At 60.2% G+C, this 17,590-nt stretch carries 15 protein-coding genes; 9 read left to right on the top strand and 6 right to left on the bottom strand.

What is annotated here, in order from left to right; translation table 11 throughout:
- The first annotated feature begins 19 nt into the window (after positions 1–19).
- Both gcvH and gcvP read left to right on the top strand, forming a co-directional pair.
- Positions 20–403 carry a glycine cleavage system protein GcvH gene (gene gcvH, locus ACP6KB_RS26525; protein WP_442110634.1) on the top strand — a complete coding sequence of 128 codons (384 nt, stop codon included), beginning with the start codon at positions 20–22 and terminating at the stop codon, positions 401–403.
- Positions 404–484: 81 nt separating this feature from the next.
- Positions 485–3,361, top strand: coding sequence for an aminomethyl-transferring glycine dehydrogenase (gene gcvP, locus ACP6KB_RS26520; RefSeq protein ID WP_442110632.1), 2,877 nt, complete (start codon positions 485–487; stop codon positions 3,359–3,361).
- Between the two features lie 95 nt (positions 3,362–3,456).
- Here gcvP and ACP6KB_RS26515 read toward each other — a convergent pair whose 3' ends face one another.
- From ACP6KB_RS26515 to ACP6KB_RS26505, 3 genes are all read right to left on the bottom strand, one after another.
- Positions 3,457–3,759 (bottom strand): DUF2388 domain-containing protein, encoded by a 303-nt coding sequence (locus ACP6KB_RS26515; protein ID WP_442110630.1) that lies wholly within the window; start codon positions 3,757–3,759, stop codon positions 3,457–3,459.
- Between the two features lie 53 nt (positions 3,760–3,812).
- A complete protein-coding gene (locus tag ACP6KB_RS26510; RefSeq protein ID WP_442110628.1) occupies positions 3,813–5,522 on the bottom strand; it encodes a GspE/PulE family protein in 1,710 nt (569 codons plus the stop codon).
- Positions 5,523–5,621: 99 nt separating this feature from the next.
- Positions 5,622–5,942, bottom strand: a complete 321-nt coding sequence (locus tag ACP6KB_RS26505; RefSeq protein ID WP_442110626.1) for a hypothetical protein — start codon at positions 5,940–5,942, stop codon at positions 5,622–5,624.
- Positions 5,943–6,068: 126 nt separating this feature from the next.
- Here ACP6KB_RS26505 and ACP6KB_RS26500 point away from each other — a divergent pair, with 126 nt between their 5' ends.
- Positions 6,069–6,539 carry an Lrp/AsnC family transcriptional regulator gene (locus ACP6KB_RS26500; RefSeq protein ID WP_133213991.1) on the top strand — a complete coding sequence of 157 codons (471 nt, stop codon included), beginning with the start codon at positions 6,069–6,071 and terminating at the stop codon, positions 6,537–6,539.
- A gap of 149 nt (positions 6,540–6,688) precedes the next feature.
- Here ACP6KB_RS26500 and ACP6KB_RS26495 read toward each other — a convergent pair whose 3' ends face one another.
- Positions 6,689–8,080, bottom strand: coding sequence for a CYTH domain-containing protein (locus ACP6KB_RS26495; protein ID WP_442110624.1), 1,392 nt, complete (start codon positions 8,078–8,080; stop codon positions 6,689–6,691).
- Between the two features lie 127 nt (positions 8,081–8,207).
- Between ACP6KB_RS26495 and argE the strand changes: the two genes are divergently transcribed.
- Both argE and argA read left to right on the top strand, forming a co-directional pair.
- Positions 8,208–9,365: an acetylornithine deacetylase gene (gene argE / locus ACP6KB_RS26490; protein WP_442110622.1), complete on the top strand. Its 1,158-nt coding sequence runs from the start codon at positions 8,208–8,210 to the stop codon at positions 9,363–9,365.
- A gap of 115 nt (positions 9,366–9,480) precedes the next feature.
- The gene (argA, locus tag ACP6KB_RS26485; RefSeq protein ID WP_442110620.1) at positions 9,481–10,779 is read left to right on the top strand and encodes an amino-acid N-acetyltransferase; all 1,299 of its coding nucleotides are present in this window, start codon (positions 9,481–9,483) and stop codon (positions 10,777–10,779) included.
- A 78-nt stretch (positions 10,780–10,857) separates the two neighbouring features.
- On the opposite strand, the gene ACP6KB_RS26480 is transcribed toward argA, so the two are convergent.
- Positions 10,858–11,160 carry a DUF6124 family protein gene (locus ACP6KB_RS26480; RefSeq protein WP_442110618.1) on the bottom strand — a complete coding sequence of 101 codons (303 nt, stop codon included), beginning with the start codon at positions 11,158–11,160 and terminating at the stop codon, positions 10,858–10,860.
- A 405-nt stretch (positions 11,161–11,565) separates the two neighbouring features.
- Entirely contained in the window at positions 11,566–12,942 is a 1,377-nt protein-coding gene (locus ACP6KB_RS26475) for a glutamine synthetase family protein (RefSeq protein ID WP_442110616.1), read from the bottom strand.
- Positions 12,943–13,183: 241 nt separating this feature from the next.
- On the opposite strand from ACP6KB_RS26475, the gene ACP6KB_RS26470 reads away from it, so the two are divergent.
- From ACP6KB_RS26470 to ACP6KB_RS26455, 4 genes are all read left to right on the top strand, one after another.
- Positions 13,184–13,516, top strand: a complete 333-nt coding sequence (locus tag ACP6KB_RS26470; RefSeq protein ID WP_442110615.1) for a hypothetical protein — start codon at positions 13,184–13,186, stop codon at positions 13,514–13,516.
- 7 nt (positions 13,517–13,523) lie between these two features.
- Entirely contained in the window at positions 13,524–14,882 is a 1,359-nt protein-coding gene (locus ACP6KB_RS26465) for a glutamine synthetase family protein (RefSeq protein ID WP_442110613.1), read from the top strand.
- Positions 14,883–14,929: 47 nt separating this feature from the next.
- Positions 14,930–16,288: an aspartate aminotransferase family protein gene (locus ACP6KB_RS26460; RefSeq protein ID WP_442110611.1), complete on the top strand. Its 1,359-nt coding sequence runs from the start codon at positions 14,930–14,932 to the stop codon at positions 16,286–16,288.
- 169 nt (positions 16,289–16,457) lie between these two features.
- Positions 16,458–17,555, top strand: a complete 1,098-nt coding sequence (locus ACP6KB_RS26455; RefSeq protein WP_442110609.1) for a polyamine ABC transporter substrate-binding protein — start codon at positions 16,458–16,460, stop codon at positions 17,553–17,555.
- Positions 17,556–17,590: the final 35 nt, after the last annotated feature.

Raw genomic sequence — 17,590 nt, 5'->3', positions numbered from 1 at the left:
CCCTATCGAGGACAACAAGATGAGCAATATCCCCGCCGACCTGCGTTTTGCCGAAAGCCACGAGTGGGCCAAACTGGAAGCTGACGGCACCATCACCGTCGGTATCAGCGATCATGCCCAGGAAGCACTGGGCGACGTGGTATTCGTAGAGCTGGCCGAAGTCGGCAAAGTCTTCGCGGCTGGCGATGCTGCGGGTGTGGTCGAGTCGGTTAAGGCGGCTTCGGACATTTACGCCCCGGTCAGCGGTGAAGTGATCGCGGTGAACGAAGAACTGGCCGACAGCCCTGAGTCGCTGAACAGCGATCCTTACGCCAGCTGGATCTTCAAGCTCAAGCCAAGCGACAAGGCCGAGCTGGACAAACTGCTCGACGCTGCAGGTTACGCAGCCGCTATCGGCGAATAGTTTTCACACAAAGCGCCAATCTCTTCCTAGACTCAATATGCCTCGACTGCTCGGGGCTTGGTCTAGGAAGAGAGAGCCGCTATGTCCCAGTCGCCGTCCCTGAGCCAACTGCACGACCCCAATCCTTTCCTGCGTCGCCACCTGGGCCCTGATGCCTCGGAGCAGCAGGTCATGCTGCAGGCCCTGGGCCTGGGCAGCCGCCGTGAGCTGATCGAGCAGACGGTACCACCAGGCATTCGCTTGAGTGGCCCGCTGGCATTACCCGCCGCCCTCGATGAACAGGCCGCCCTTAGCAAACTCAGGGGCTATGCCGAACAGAACCAGGTGTGGACCAGCCTGATCGGCATGGGCTACCACGGCACGGTCACCCCCAACGTCATTCTGCGCAACGTCCTCGAAAACCCGGGCTGGTACACCGCCTACACACCCTATCAGCCAGAAATCGCCCAAGGCCGCCTCGAAGCGCTGCTGAACTTTCAGCAGATGATCATCGACCTCACCGGGCTGGACCTGGCAAACGCCTCCTTGCTCGACGAAGCCACGGCAGCGGCGGAAGCCATGGCGCTGGCCAAGCGCATGGCCAAGTCGAAAAGCAATGTGTTTTTCGCCGATGAGCATTGTCATCCACAAACCCTGTCGGTGCTGCAGACCCGCGCCGAGGGCTTCGGCTTCGAGCTGGTTATCGATGCTGTGGATAACCTCGCCAACTACCAGGTGTTCGGGGCCTTGCTGCAATACCCCGATACCCACGGCGAAATCCGTGACCTGCGGCCGCTTATCGAGCACCTGCACAAGCAGCATGCACTGGCCTGTGTGGCGGCCGATCTGCTCAGCCTGTTGATGCTGACCCCTCCGGGCGAGCAGGGCGCCGACGTGGTGCTGGGCACCTCGCAGCGTTTTGGCGTACCGATGGGCTATGGCGGCCCGCATGCGGCCTACTTTGCCTGCCGGGATGCGTTCAAGCGGGCGATGCCTGGGCGCATTATCGGGGTGTCCAAGGATGCTCGCGGCAACGTGGCGTTGCGCATGGCCCTGCAAACCCGTGAGCAGCATATCCGCCGCGAGAAGGCCAACTCCAACATCTGTACCGCTCAGGTGCTGCTGGCCAATATCGCCGCTTTTTATGCGGTGTACCACGGCCCGGAAGGCTTGCAGCGCATCGCCCAGCGCGTGCATGCGCTGACCTTTGTGCTGGCGGCGGGGCTTGAGAGCAAAGGCATAAAACGCCTAAACGAACACTTCTTCGACACGCTGACCCTGGAAGTGGGCGGCAGCCAGACGGCCATTATCGAAAGCGCGGAAGCCGCGCAGATCAACCTGCGTATTCTTGGCCGCGGCCAGTTGGGCGTCAGCCTCGACGAAACCTGCGATGAATCGACGGTGATGCGCCTGTTCGATGTGTTCCTGGGCGCTGACCACGGTCTGGACATTGCCGCGCTCGATGCCTTGGCCTTGCCGGAAGGCATTCCTGCAGCCCTGGTGCGACAGTCGACCTTCCTCACGCATCCGGTGTTCAACCTGCACCACAGTGAAACCGAGATGCTGCGCTATCTCAAACAACTGGAGAACAAGGACCTGGCGCTGAACCAGGCGATGATTCCGCTGGGCTCCTGCACCATGAAGCTCAATGCCAGCAGCGAGATGATCCCGATCACCTGGCCGGGCTTTGCTGCGCTGCATCCCTTTGCGCCTGCTGCCCAGGTGCAGGGCTACAAGGCGATGATCGATGAGCTGGAAGCCTGGTTATGTGCAATCACCGGCTTTGACGCGATCTGCATGCAGCCCAACTCTGGCGCTCAGGGCGAGTACGCCGGGCTGATGGCGATTGCCAAGTACCACCGCAGCCGGCATCAGCCGCAGCGCGACATCTGTCTGATTCCTTCTTCGGCGCACGGTACCAACCCGGCCTCGGCACAGATGGCGGGTATGCAAGTGGTGATCGTCGAATGCGATGAGGCGGGCAACGTTGACCTGGCTGACCTCAAGGCCAAAGCGATGGCGGCCGGTGAGCGGCTGTCGTGCCTGATGGCGACCTATCCCTCGACCCATGGTGTGTATGAGGAGGGGATCAGCGAGATCTGCGAAGTTATCCACAGTCACGGTGGTCAGGTGTACATGGATGGCGCCAACCTCAATGCCCAGGTCGGCTTGACCCGGCCGGCCGACATCGGTGCCGATGTTTCACACATGAATCTGCACAAGACGTTCTGCATTCCCCACGGTGGGGGTGGGCCGGGCATGGGCCCGATCGGCGTACGTGCGCACCTGGCGCCCTTCGTTGCCAGCCACCCGGTGGTGCCAGTTCCCGGGCCAGATCCACAGAACACCGCCGTTAGTGCAGCGCCGTGGGGCAGTGCGAGCATCCTGCCGATCAGCTGGATGTACATCGCCATGATGGGGCCGCAACTGGCCGACGCCAGTGAAGTGGCGATCCTCTCGGCCAACTACCTGGCCGAACAACTGGGCGGCGCATTTCCGGTGTTGTATCGCGGGCGCAATGAACGGGTCGCGCATGAGTGCATTCTTGATCTGCGGCCGTTGAAGGCGTTGACCGGGATCAGCGAAGAGGACGTGGCCAAGCGCCTGATGGATTACGGCTTTCATGCGCCGACCATGTCGTTCCCGGTGCCGGGAACCCTGATGGTCGAGCCGACCGAGAGCGAGTCAAAGGCGGAGCTGGATCGCTTCGTTGAAGCGATGCTGAGCATTCGTGAAGAAATTCGTGAGGTACAGGACGGCAATTGGCCGGCAGAAGACAACCCGCTAAAACATGCGCCACATACATTGGCGGATGTACTCGGGGTGTGGGAGCGGCCTTACAGCCTGGCCAAAGGCGTTGCGCCGAGTGAGCATGTGCGGTTGCACAAATACTGGCCGGCGGTGAATCGGGTGGACAACGTGTTTGGCGACCGCAATCTGTTTTGTGCGTGTGTGCCGGTGGATGAGTACCGCAGCTGATCGCCTTGCACCACCTGTAGGAGCGGGCTTGCCCCGCGATTGCGATGTAACTGGTACACCGCAATCGCGGGGCAAGCCCGCTCCTACCGGTAAATTTACGGCTTAGCCAGAATGGCGTTGGCCAGCTCCATGTCGCTAGCTTCCAGCCCCGGGTTTTCAGCCCGTACCTGACGCATGGCGGATTCCAGGTAAGGCCCACGAATAGCCCCTTCGCTGGCAACAAAGCTGCTGGCATCGTCCTGAGCGGCAGCGACCAGTTTGTGGTCTTTGGAGGTCAGGTAGGTGGAGCCGGTGGTTGCGCCGGAGGTAATGACATTGCGCCAGAACGTGTCGGCCATGGCCGAACCAAGGGGCAGGGAAAGCAGGGCAAGGGTTGCGACTGCAGGTTTGAGACGCATCAAGGGTGACTCCAGCTGAGTTGAACTGAGCGATTGGAGTGATTTGCCCGTCTCTAGTTCCCTGAGGCCACTCTGAGGACTTCTGCCGCTGTAGTAAGGCCAGCGGCCACTTTTTGCTTACCGCTCTGCTGCAGGCTGCACAGGCCTTCCTGGAGGGCTTGCTGGCGTAGCTCCGCCAGATCGCTATCGGGGCGTATGGCTGCGCTCAGTGCGCTGCTGATACACAACAACTCATGAATGCCGGTGCGCCCGTGATAGCCAGTCTGGCGGCACGCGTTGCAGCCTTGCGCCTGATAACCGATTTCACCCTTCGCAGCCGGCACCTTGCAGACGTTGCACAGGGTACGCACCAGACGCTGGGCCATCACCCCGATCAGGCCCGCCTTGATCAGGTGCGCGGCAATGCCCAGTTCGAGTAAACGGCTGATCGCACTGCAGGCATCGTTGGTGTGCAGGGTGGACAGCACCAGGTGGCCGGTCAGCGCTGCCTGGAAGGCGACCTGAGCGGTTTCCAGGTCGCGGATCTCACCGATCATGATGATGTCCGGATCCTGGCGCAGCAGTGCGCGGGCGCCTTCGGCAAAGCCCAGGTCTATCGCCGGGTGGACCTGCAACTGATTGAAGCCGGGCTCGACCATTTCGATCGGGTCTTCGACCGTACACAGGTTGACCTGTGGTGTTGCCAGGTATTTGAGGGTGGCATACAGGGTGCTGGTTTTGCCGGAGCCGGTCGGCCCCGTCACCAGAATCAGGCCGTGGCGCTGGCCGATCAGCGTTTGCCAGCGCAGCAGGTCTTCACCTGCCAGGCCTAATTGAGCGAAGTCCTGCTGGAGCAGGTTGGGGTCGAAGATGCGCATCACCAGCTTTTCACCAAAGGTGGTGGGCAAGGTCGACAAACGGAGTTCGACTTCGCTGCCGGTTGGCAGGCGGGTTTTGATCCGGCCATCCTGGGGCCGGCGTTTTTCCGCGACGTTCATCCCCGCCAGGGTTTTCAGGCGACTGACAACGGCCAGCGTGACCTCGGCCGGAAACTGGTAGACCGGATGCAGCACACCGTCGATACGCAAACGCAAATGGCCCTGCTCGCGCCGCGGTTCAAGGTGAATATCGCTGGCACGCTGATCGAAGGCGTATTGCAGCAGCCAGTCAACGATGCTGACGATATGGGCGTCATCGTCTGCATGTGGCTGGCTGTGAACCCCCACTTCAAGCAGTTGCTCGAGGTTGGCAGCTGACGACAGCGGCAGTGGCTGGCGGCTGGCGCCGTTGACGGAGCGGGCCAGGTGGAAGAATGCCTGGCTGAACTGACGGATCTGTACCGGGCTGGCCATCACACGTTTGATCGGTCGACGCAGCACCTGCGCAAGGTCCGTTTCCCAGGCGCGGACGTAAGGTTCGGCGCTGGCCACCGTGACACATTGGCTATCGGCGGCGATGGCCAGAATACCGTGGCGCTGGGCGAAGGCGGCAGACATCAGGCCGGTGGTGGCAGCAAGGTCAAGTTGCAGCGGGTCGATGTGCAAGTACGGCAAGCCGGCCCGTTTGGCCTGCCACTGGCAGAGGGCTTGCAGATCCAGGTGCCGACCGGGCTGGTGTGGGTCGGGAAGGCGCTGACAAGCAAGGTGTTCAAGCGGATGGATGTCGTTGGACAGACGCTGAGATCGTAGGGTGTGGGCCGTGTTTGCGCTGATCAGCCGGGCATCCAGCAGATCGGCCAGGAGACCGTCGAGGCTAAGCCTGCGGTCTTCGTCGCTGACAGTCATGTGGCGTCCTTGCCTTGCTGCCTGAAGGGGTGGCAATCACAAGCGTAGTTGACTGTGGACAAATGCAAGGCCGATCTACGTATCCAGGCATTTCCAGGTTCAGTCCAGGCGCTGCACCAACGCCAGATGCACCTCGTCGACACAGATCAGATTGCGCATTTTTTGTGCAATGAGTTCCGCCCGATGCCAACTCAAACCGGCAATTTCGATGTCGACTGCCAGCACATCGCCGCTTTGTGTCATCTGCACCTTGTGTGGGGTGAGGAACTGCAGGGCGAACAGATTCAGCACCCGGCACAGGCTGTCGGGTTCGGCTTCGACCTGCAGTTGGTAATGCACGCAGCGCTGGGCGCTACCGACGGCCCAGACGTCGTCTCGCAAGGGGGTCACAGGGCTGTCGAAGCGTTCAAGTGCGCTCATGGGTGTCTCCGGATTCAGTGTCAGGAATTTTCCCATGCGTGAGCGGGTATTTTTTCTCTATGATCAGCGTAATCAGCGAATGTTCGACTCGTTCAATTCGCCAGTAAGCACAAATCAGGAAAAATTATGCACAGCGAACTCGACGCTTATGATCGCCGCATTCTGGCCTTGCTGCAGGAGGACGCTTCGCTGTCCAGTGCACAGATCGCCGAGCGTGTTGGCCTTTCTCAGTCGCCTTGCTGGCGACGTATTCAGCGTTTGAAGGAAGAGGGGGTGATTCGCGGGCAAGTGACCTTGCTCGATCGCAAGAAGATCGGCCTGAACACGCAGATTTTTGCCGAGGTCAAACTCAACGCCCACGGGCGTTCCAACTTCACCGAGTTCACCGAGGCGATACGCGGTTTCCCGGAAGTGCTGGAGTGCTACGTGCTGATGGGATCGGTGGATTTTCTGTTGCGTATTGTCACCCCGGACATCGAAGCTTACGAGCGGTTCTTCTTCGAGAAGCTGTCGATGGTGCCGGGGATTCAAGAGGTCAACTCGATCGTGGCCTTGTCCGAAATCAAGTCCACGACGAGTCTGCCGGTGCTGCGCTAGGTTTTGTGCGAAAAGTATGGTCATCCATCGTAGTGGGAGCGGCGGTGCGGCGACCCGACTTGTCCCGCGATCTGCCGCAACGCGGCAGCAAAGCCTGAATTCGCGGGGCAAGCCCGCTCCCACAAAACTTGCCGTACAGAGCCTAGGACTTACTTGCGCAGCAGGTGCTTCCAGCCACGGCTCTGGAACACGGCCATCACCTGGTGGACACGCGCCTCGAGGACTTCAGTGCGCACATCAGCTTCCACTTCGTCGCTGATCGGCAGGTTGGCCAATTCGTGCAACTTGTTCAGCTCACCGAACAGGCGGTCCAGGTCCGGGCTCTCCAGTACCTGACGGGCATGGTGCAGCCAGGCCAGCAGGCGCTCGATACGCGGCAGCTGTTCGGCCAGGTCTTCCGGCTGGCGATGGTACAGCGGCAGGTTCAGGGCCTTGGCTTCATCGGCCAGCAGCACGTTCAGCCAGTTGGTCAGTTGCGCAGCGCCCTGACGGTCGCCGCGCTTGTTGCGCTCGACGGCCCAGCCGCGGGCCAGCAGCCAACGTGAGGTTTCCAGGGAGAACTGGCCCCAGCGGGTGTCCAGCAGCTCTTCGGCGAACTGCTCAGGCGCGGCGCGGCGAACGTCTTCATCGTCGTTACCGGCCAGCACCAGCGGGCGCCAGTCTTCCAACAGAGCATCGAGGCTGCTGCGCAGGGCAGCAGTGGTGCTGCGTGGCGCCGCCTGACCCAGGCTGCTGGTCAGTGCGCGCAGTTCGGCCAGGGCCTGAACCCAGTCTTGCAGCAGGCGCCAGTGGCCGTTGAAGCGGTACTGCTCAGCCAGACGCTGGCTGGCGCCGAGCAATTGCCAGGCGAGGGCGGCATAGGCGTCGTCCAGCGGCATTTCGGCAGTGAGCTCGGCAGCAGGCAGGCTCAAGGCATAGCTGGCCGGATCGAGCAGGCGGTAACCGCGCTCGGCCTTGCTGATGTCGCACGGGAACAGCGGCAGGGTGGCGGACAGTTCAGCCGCCAGCTCCAGCAGTGCTTCAGGTTCGCCTTCACGCAGCTCCAGCTCCAGCTCGCAGATTTCTTCCTTGAGCTTGCCGGACACCACGGTACCCAGGTCGAGGGCCGCTTCGATGACCACTTTCGACTTGCCACGGCCCCAGGCGATTTCGGCGTATTCACGGGTGAAATCAGTGGTGAACAGGGCTTTGATGGTTTTTTTATCCACCTCGGCGAGTTCGGCTGGCCAGCATTGCTCGTCGAGCTTTTTCAGATCGAGCTTGGCCTTGGGCAGTTGCCACTCGTGTTCATTGCGCTGAGACAGACCGGCAACGCTCTGGCCGCGGGTCTTGAGGGTCTGGATGACCACATCGCCGTCGCGGCGCAGGCGCAGCGCAACTTTGGCGCCAGCCAGGTCACGCTCAGGGGTGTCGAAGTACTGGTTCAGCAGTTCGCGCTGCTGCCAGCCAGACTTGTTGCGCTTCTTCAGCAATGGATGTTCACGCAGGGCGGCGAGGGTCTCGCGGCTGACCCGCAGTTTGATTTCGGTTTCTTTGTGCATTGCTGGGTAATCCAGGCTCGGATGACAGGGAGCGTCTTGGCCGTGCAGTGTACAGGACTCGGCCGCCGACGGTTTATTCCAGGTGCCCGATGGCCCTATGATGAGCTTCGTCCCGAGGAGAACGCGCATGCCGCTGCCATCGCTCAAAGACCAGTTTGCCGCCCTGATTGCGACGCCTTCGGTCAGTTGCACCCAACCTGCGCTGGACCAGTCCAACCGCGCGGTGATCGACCTGCTGGCCGGCTGGTTGGGCGATCTGGGTTTTGCCTGCGATATCCAGCAGGTGGCGCCGGGCAAGTTCAATCTACTCGCCAGTTACGGCAGCGGCCCGGGTGGGCTGGTGTTGGCCGGGCACAGCGACACGGTGCCCTATGACCCGGGCCTGTGGCAGACCGACCCGTTGAAACTGACCGAGGTCGATGGCCGTTGGGTTGGCCTTGGCAGTTGTGACATGAAAGGCTTCTTCGCCTTGATCATCGAGGCGGTGCAGCCGTTGCTGACCCATGATTTCAAGCAGCCGCTGCTGATTCTCGCCACCTGCGATGAAGAAAGCTCGATGTCTGGCGCCCGTGCCTTGGCCGAAGCTGGTCGGCCGCTGGGCCGGGCGGCGGTGATTGGTGAACCGACCGGGCTCAAGCCGATCCGCATGCACAAGGGCGTGATGATGGAGCGCATCGATATTCTCGGGCGCAGTGGCCATTCGTCGGATCCTAGCCTGGGGCATAGTGCGATGGAGGCCATGCATGAGGTGATGGGCGAGCTGATGAGCTTGCGCCGCCAATGGCAAAAAGACTTCAACCACACCCAATTCAGTGTGCCGCAACCGACCCTGAACTTTGGTTGCATCCACGGTGGCGACAACCCCAACCGTATCTGTGGCCAGTGCGCCCTGGAGTTCGACCTGCGGCCGTTGCCGGGGATGGACCCAGAGATGCTGCGTGCCGCGATCCGGCAGAAACTGGCGCCGTTGGCCGAGCAGCATCAGGTGAAAATCGACTATGCCCCGCTGTTCCCCGAAGTGCCGCCGTTCGAGCAGGCTGCCGATGCTGAACTGGTGCGCCTGGCCGAACGTCTAACCGGACACCGTGCCGAAGCGGTAGCCTTTGGCACCGAAGCGCCTTATCTTCAGCGCCTGGGCTGCGACACCCTGGTACTGGGCCCGGGCGACATCGCCTGCGCCCACCAGCCGGGCGAGTACCTTGAAATGTCACGCTTGCAGCCTACCGTGCGTCTATTGCGTGAATTGATCGAACATTATTGCCTGAGCCCGGTAATTGCCCGCTGAGCTCAGCCGTTTTGCCAAAGGAGAGTGCGCGTGACGCCAAGCCTGTTCCGACGATAACCCTTCGAGCGCTGTGTGCTTTCCCGTTCTTGTCCCATTTTTTACAGGCTCTGTGGTTATGCCCGATTACGTCAACTGGCTGCGTCATGCTTCGCCTTACATCAACGCCCACCGCGACTGCACCTTTGTGGTCATGTTGCCCGGTGATGGTGTTGAACACCCTAATTTCGGCAATATCGTTCACGACCTGGTGTTGCTCCACAGCCTTGGCGTGCGCCTGGTGCTGGTGCACGGTTCGCGCCCGCAGATCGAAGCGCGCCTGGCCAATCGCGGCCTGACGCCGCACTACCATCGCGGCATGCGCATTACCGATGCCGCCACCCTGGAGTGTGTGATCGATGCGGTAGGGCATCTGCGTCTGGCCATCGAAGCGCGCCTGTCGATGGACATGGCGGCTTCGCCGATGCAGGGCTCGCGCTTGCGCGTGGCCTCGGGCAACCTGGTCACCGCCCGCCCGATCGGGGTGCTCGAAGGGGTGGATTACCACCACACCGGCGAAGTGCGCCGGGTAGACCGCAAAGGTATCAACCGCCTGCTCGATGAGCGCTCCATCGTGCTGCTGTCGCCGCTGGGCTATTCGCCGACTGGCGAGATTTTCAACCTGGCCTGCGAAGACGTCGCCACGCGTGCGGCGATTGAGCTGGGGGCTGACAAGCTGCTGCTGTTCGGTGCCGAACGCGGGTTGCTCGATGAGCAGGGGCGGCTGGTGCGTGAATTGCGTCCGCAACAGGTTTCCGCGCATCTGGTTCGCCTGGGCAGTGACTACCAGGGTGAACTGCTTGATGCCGCCGCCGAGGCTTGCCGTGGCGGTGTGGCGCGCAGCCATATCGTCAGCTATGCCGAAGACGGCGCGCTGCTTACCGAACTGTTCACCCGCAACGGTGGCGGCACCCTGGTGGCCCAGGAGCAATTCGAGAAGGTTCGCGAGGCGGCGATCGAAGACGTCGGTGGCCTGCTTGACCTGATCAGCCCGCTGGAAGAGCAGGGCATTCTGGTGCGTCGTTCGCGTGAAGTACTGGAGCGTGAAATCGAGCAATTCAGTGTGGTTGAGCGCGAAGGCATGATCATCGCCTGTGCAGCGTTGTACCCGATTGCCGATTCCGAGTCGGGGGAGCTGGCGTGCCTGGCGGTCAATCCTGAGTATCGCCATGGCGGCCGTGGTGATGAGCTGCTGGAGCGCATTGAAACGCGGGCGCGGGAGATGGGGCTCAATACCCTTTTCGTCCTGACGACCCGTACCGCACACTGGTTCCGCGAGCGTGGGTTTGTGCCTAGCGGGGTAGAGCGGCTGCCGGCGGCGCGGGCGTCGCTGTACAACTACCAGCGAAACTCCAAGATCTTCGAAAAGGCCTTGTAAAGCATCGCGGGGCAAGCCCGCTCCCACAGGCAATCACCGGTGGGAGCGGGCTTGCCCCGCGAAAAGGTCCTCAGCCAACTAGCAGTAGCTGAACAGCCGCGGCACTCCAGCCCCATCGATCACCGCATCAATCAAGGCTCGCGCAGTCTCGATATGCTGGCCGACGCCTGCAACCAGAGAACGGTCCGAAAGCTCCAGGTTATTGGTCGCTGCCATTACCGTAGCTTCGGCGTTTTGCAGCAAGTGGCAGGCGTAAAGCAACGCTTCTTCGCTAGAGATACCCGCGCTGATATTGAACATCCGGCCTTCGCCGAAGGATCGACTGGCGGTGGTGAGGGTGGAAAGGTCGAAGCTGGGGGGATCGGGTACGTGTTTCTTCATGACTGACTCCACATCGGGCAGCCACAATTCGCTGCTAAACGAAGGGTGGCAGCTGTACGCGGGTTAGCAGACCGGGCAGAGTCAGTCAAAACCCCGGCGCACCCGAAGATGCCCCGCGCACACCTGCCATAACAGCAGCGTTGCGAAGTGACTGAATCTAAGTTCGGACTGCTAAATCCGGTCATTGGACGATCCAACGACGACAGCAGACTAGGTTCAGGAGGCATCAGGCGCAACGGCCGGAAGTATGAATCAGAAGGGACTGACAGAACACTCTTACAGAGCTGTGGATTTTCAACGAGTGGTGTGGGAACCGGGAAACCATCGCGGGGCAAGCCCGCTCCCACCGGCAATCACCGGTGGGAGCGGCGGTGCGGCGACCCGACTTGCCCCGCGATACGAGCATCAAACGGTATGCAGGTACCAGTTGTACTCAAGGTCGGAGATGGAGTGTTCGAACTCCTCCAGCTCACTTTCCTTACAGGCCACGAAGATATCGATGTACTTCGGATCGATGTACTTGTTGAGGATTTCGCTGTCGTCCAGCTCGCGCAGTGCATCGCGCAGGTTGTTCGGAAGGCTCTGCTCAACCTGTTCGTAGGCGTTGCCTTCGATCGGCTTGTTAGGTTCGACCTTGTTGCTCAAACCATGGTGCACGCCCGCCAGTACGGCAGCCATCAGCAGGTACGGGTTGGCGTCGGCACCGGCAACGCGGTGTTCGATGCGCACGGCATCCGGCGAACCGGTCGGTACGCGCAGGGCCACGGTGCGGTTGTCCAGGCCCCAGCTCGGAGCGTTGGGTACATAGAACTGGGCACCGAATCGGCGATACGAGTTGACGTTCGGGCACAGGAACGCCATCGACGCCGGTAGGGTCTCGAGCACACCGCCGATCGCGTGACGCAGTGCGGCGTTCTGCTCGGGATCCTCGCTGGTGAAGATGTTCTTGCCATCTTTGTCCAGCACCGAGATATGGACGTGCAGACCATTACCCGCCTGGCCCGGGTAGGGCTTGGCCATGAAGGTGGTGTCCATTTCATGGTCGTAGGCGATGTTTTTGATCAGGCGCTTGAGCAGTACCGCGTAGTCGCAGGCCTTCATCGGGTCGGCTACGTGGTGCAGGTTGACTTCGAACTGCGCCGGGGCGCTTTCCTTGACGATGGCGTCGGCAGGGATGCCCTGTTCCTTGGCGCCTTCGAGGATGTCTTGCAGGCAGTCTACGTACTCGTCCAGGTCATCGATCAGGTACACCTGGGTCGACTGTGGGCGTTTACCGGAAATCGGCGAGCGTGGCGGCTGCGGACGGCCATTCACGTTCTCTTGGTCGATCAGGTAGAACTCCAGCTCGAACGCGGCGCAGATGGTCAGGCCCATCGCGTCGAATTTGCTCACAACCTGACGCAGGACTTCCCGCGGGTCGGCAAAGAACGGCTCGCCTTCAAGTTCGTGCATGGTCATCAGCAGCTGCGCGGTAGGGCGCTTCTGCCAGGGTTCGTTGGACAGGGTGTCCGGGATTGGATAGCAGATGCGGTCGGCATCGCCGATGTCCAGGCCAAGGCCGGTGCTTTCGACCGTTGAACCGTTGATATCCAATGCGAAGAGTGAGGCCGGCAGGTTGATGCCTTTCTCGTAAACCTTGTGGAGGCTGGTGCGCTCGATGCGCTTGCCACGCACCACACCATTCATATCTGCAATCAGAAGGTCAACGTAGAGAACCTCAGGATGTTCCTTAAGGAACGCGTTCGCTTCGTTAAGCTGAACGGCACGCGGGGGTACCGACATGATGCAACACCTTTGTTGTTAAAAATATCAATCAATGGGGGCTTGCAGCTCCAGTCAATCGGAAAGCCCTACTGAAGTCAAGCCAACCCCATGATGCCCTAAATTGGCCCTCAAGCGGCATTTTTGCTGCAATTGAGGGCGCGGACAATTGCTGCTTTCGTACGATAGAAGCGGTTTTGAGCGGGCCGTGTTCTATTTTTTACGGGGGTGTTGTGTAAAAAAATGAACAAGGCTAAGCTCGGTGGCAACCCATAACATCAATAATACCGGGGGTTACATGTCACGCCTGCCGACAACCGGCATCACCGCCTGCCGCCCGCAGATCGGTCTGCACGCATTTTACGCGAGCGCTTATCGCTACGCGTCAGTACGCAGCACCCTGGCTGAAATAATTGACGCCCAGGGCAGCCTGCCTGTTGTCGATGCACCTTCAAATATTCTCTGCCATCACTATAGCGGCCAGCGCCGCGGTATGCCCCTGCGTGGCTTTTGCTTTAGCTTCGCGCGGCATCCAGAATGTCTGGGACGGCCCACTCCGGGTGTCCTGACGACAGTCCAGACATTTACCTCCTGAGGTAGTTATGAGTAATAACCTCGACCAGCTCACCGATTGGTTGAAAGAACACAAGATCACCGAAGTCGAGTGCTTGATCAGCGACCTCACCGGGATCACACGTGGCAAGATTTCTCCAACCAACAAGTTCATTGCTGAAAAAGGCATGCGCTTGCCCGAGAGTGTCTTGCTGCAAACCGTTACCGGCGATTACGTCGACGACGACATTTATTACGAATTGCTGGACCCGGCAGACATCGACATGATCTGCCGGCCTGACGAGAACGCGGTGTTTCTCGTGCCTTGGGCCATCGAGCCAACCGCTCAGGTGATCCACGATACCTACGACAAACAGGGCAACCCGGTTGAGCTGTCGCCGCGCAACGTGCTCAAGAAGGTGCTGAAACTCTACGCCGACAAGGGCTGGCAGCCGATCGTGGCGCCCGAGATGGAGTTCTACCTGACCAAGCGCTGCGAAGACCCGGATTTCCCGCTGCAGCCGCCAGTTGGCCGCTCCGGCCGCCCGGAAACCGGTCGTCAGTCGTTCTCTATTGAAGCGGCTAACGAATTCGACCCGCTGTTCGAAGACGTCTACGACTGGTGCGAACTGCAGAACCTGGACCTCGACACGCTGATCCACGAAGACGGCACGGCGCAGATGGAAATCAACTTCCGTCACGGTAACGCCCTGGCGCTGGCCGACCAGATTCTGGTGTTCAAGCGCACCATGCGTGAAGCGGCGCTCAAGCACAACGTGGCCGCCACCTTCATGGCCAAGCCGATGACCGGTGAGCCAGGCAGCGCCATGCACCTGCACCAGAGCATCATCGACGTGCACACCGGCAAGAACATCTTCTCTGATGAAGATGGCCGCATGAGCGAGCTGTTCCTCAACCACGTTGGCGGCCTGCAGAAATTCATCCCAGTGGTGTTGCCGCTGTTTGCCCCGAACGTCAACTCGTTCCGCCGCTTCCTGCCCGACACCTCGGCGCCGGTGAACGTCGAATGGGGCGAGGAAAACCGTACCGTTGGCCTGCGCGTGCCGGATGCCGGCCCACAGAATCGCCGGGTCGAAAACCGTCTGCCAGGTGCCGATGCCAACCCGTACCTGGCCATCGCTGCCAGCTTGCTGTGTGGCTACATCGGCATGGTCGAAGGCATCAAGCCAAGCGCGCCTGTACAGGGTCGTGGTTACGAGCGGCGCAACCTGCGCTTGCCGTTGACCATCGAAGACGCCCTGGAGCGCATGGAGAACTGCACCGCCCTGGAACCTTACCTGGGCAAGAAATTCATTACCGGCTACGTCGCTACCAAGCGCGCCGAGCATGAAAACTTCAAACGCGTAATCAGCTCCTGGGAACGTGAGTTCCTGCTGTTTGCGGTCTGATCAACCCGGAGCCGCAGGAGCGCGGCCGTCAGAAAACGGAGAAGCACATGAGCGTCAACAACCCGCAAACCCGTGAGTGGCAAGACCTGAGCCGTGATCATCACCTGGCGCCTTTCAGTGACTACAAGCAGCTGAAAGAGAAGGGCCCGCGAATCATCACAAAAGCCGAAGGTGTGCACTTGTGGGACAGCGAGGGCAACAAGATCCTCGATGGCATGGCTGGTCTGTGGTGTGTGGCGATTGGTTACGGTCGCGAAGAGCTGGTTGACGTTGCAGCCAAGCAAATGCGCGAGCTGCCGTACTACAACCTGTTCTTCCAGACCGCCCACCCACCGGCGCTGGAACTGGCCAAAGCGGTTTCGGCCGTGGCGCCTGAAGGTATGACTCATGTGTTCTTCACTGGCTCTGGCTCCGAAGGTAACGACACCAACCTGCGCATGGTTCGCCACTACTGGGCGGTCAAGGGCAAGCCACAGAAGAAGGTGATCATCGGCCGCATCAACGGTTATCACGGTTCCACCGTGGCCGGTGCTGCGCTGGGTGGCATGAGCGGTATGCACGCACAAAGCGGCACGCTGCCAGACATCGTGCATATCCCGCAGCCTTACTGGTTCGGTGAAGGCGGTGACATGACGCCGGATGAGTTCGGGGTCTGGGCTGCCGAGCAACTGGAGAAAAAGATCCTTGAAGTCGGCGAAGACAACGTCGCTGCCTTTATTGCCGAGCCGATCCAGGGCGCTGGCGGCGTGATCATTCCACCTGAGACCTACTGGCCGAAGATCAAAGAGATCCTTGCCAAGTACGACATCCTGTTTATTGCCGACGAAGTGATCTGCGGTTTCGGGCGCACCGGTGAGTGGTTCGGTTCTGACTACTACGACCTCAAGCCTGACCTGATGACCATCGCCAAAGGCCTGACCTCCGGTTACATCCCTATGGGCGGTGTGATCGTGCGTGACGAAGTGGCCAAGGTGGTCAGCGAAGGGGGTGATTTCAACCACGGCTTTACCTACTCCGGTCACCCGGTGGCCGCCGCTGTGGGCCTGGAAAACCTGCGCATCCTACGCGAAGAGAAAATTATCGATCAGGTTCGGGAAGAAACGGCACCGTATTTGCAGAAACGTCTGCGCGAGCTCAGCGATCATCCGTTGGTGGGTGAAGTGCGTGGCTTGGGTATGCTCGGTGCAATCGAACTGGTCAAAGACAAAGCCACTCGGGCACGTTACGAAGGTCAGGGCGCAGGCATGATCTGCCGCCAGCACTGCTTCGACAATGGCCTGATCATGCGTGCGGTAGGTGACACCATGATCATCGCTCCACCGCTGGTGATCAGCCGTGAAGAGATCGACGAGTTGGTGGAAAAGGCGCGCAAATGCCTGGATTTGACACTTGAGGCGCTGAAATAACCAAGTGCTAGGCTAGCGTAATGGCATCATCGTGTTTCGAGGCGCGCTTTCCTTGAAAGAGCGCCTTGGAACTTGCCAGACTAGCGGCTGTTTCAGTCGCCCAGTACTTGCACCGTAGAGAGCTGGCCACTGAACAGATGGCTAAATAAAAAATTCTGGAGCATTACGCATGATGAAATTGGGCAAGACGTTGTTGGCTGTGTCCCTGATGGGCGCCATGGCCAGTGCTGTTCAAGCGGATGACAAGGTTGTCCACGTTTACAACTGGTCCGATTACATCGCGCCAGATACCGTTGCCAAGTTCGAAAAGCAGTCCGGTATCAAAGTTGTTTATGACGTCTTTGACAGTAACGAAACCCTTGAAGCCAAGCTGCTGGCGGGCAAGTCGGGCTACGACGTGGTCATCCCGTCCAACAACTTCCTGGCCAAACAGATCAAAGCCGGTGTTTACCAGGAGCTGGACCGCTCCAAGCTGCCGAACTGGAAAAACCTCGACCCGGCACTGCTCAAGGCCGTCGGCGATGCCAGCGACCCGGGCAACAAATACGCGTTCCCGTACATGTGGGGCTCCATCGGCATTGGCTACAACCCGGAGAAGGTCAAGGCTGCGCTGGGCGTCGACAAGATCGACTCCTGGGATGCCGTGTTCAAGCCTGAGAACATCGAAAAACTCAAAAGCTGTGGCGTGAGCTTCCTCGATGCACCGACCGAGATGATCCCGGCGGCGCTGCACTACCTGGGCAAGCCGAGCGACAGCACCAAGAAGGAAGACCTGAAGGCGGCCGAGGAGCTGTTCCTGAAGATCCGTCCTTCGATCACCTACTTCCACTCTTCCAAGTACATCTCCGATCTGGCCAACGGCAACATCTGCGTGGCCGTGGGTTACTCGGGTGACCTGGAGCAGTCCAAGGCGCGTGCTCACGAGGCCGGCGACAAGGTCAAGCTGAGCTACACCATTCCTAAGGAAGGCGCCGGTACCTTCTACGACATGGTCGCCATGCCGAAAGATGCCGAGAACGTCGAAGCCGCCTACAAGTTCATGGACTTCCTGATGCAGCCGGAAATCATGGCTGAAATCACCAACGCCGTACGCTTCCCGAACGGCAACCTGGCTGCAACCCCGCTGGTAGACAAAGAAATCACCAGCGATCCGGCCATCTACCCGAACGATGAAGTGAAGGCCAAGCTGTACGCCATCAAGGCGCCAGAGAAAGCCGCCCAGCGCGATATCACCCGCAGCTGGACGAAAATCAAGTCGGGCAAGTAAGCCGGCTTGAGGCCCTGGGCGGTGCATTTCGCGCC

This window comes from Pseudomonas sp. NUPR-001, assembly GCF_052147955.1.
Classification (GTDB): domain Bacteria; phylum Pseudomonadota; class Gammaproteobacteria; order Pseudomonadales; family Pseudomonadaceae; genus Aquipseudomonas.
This window is presented reverse-complemented; position numbering and strand designations above follow the sequence as displayed.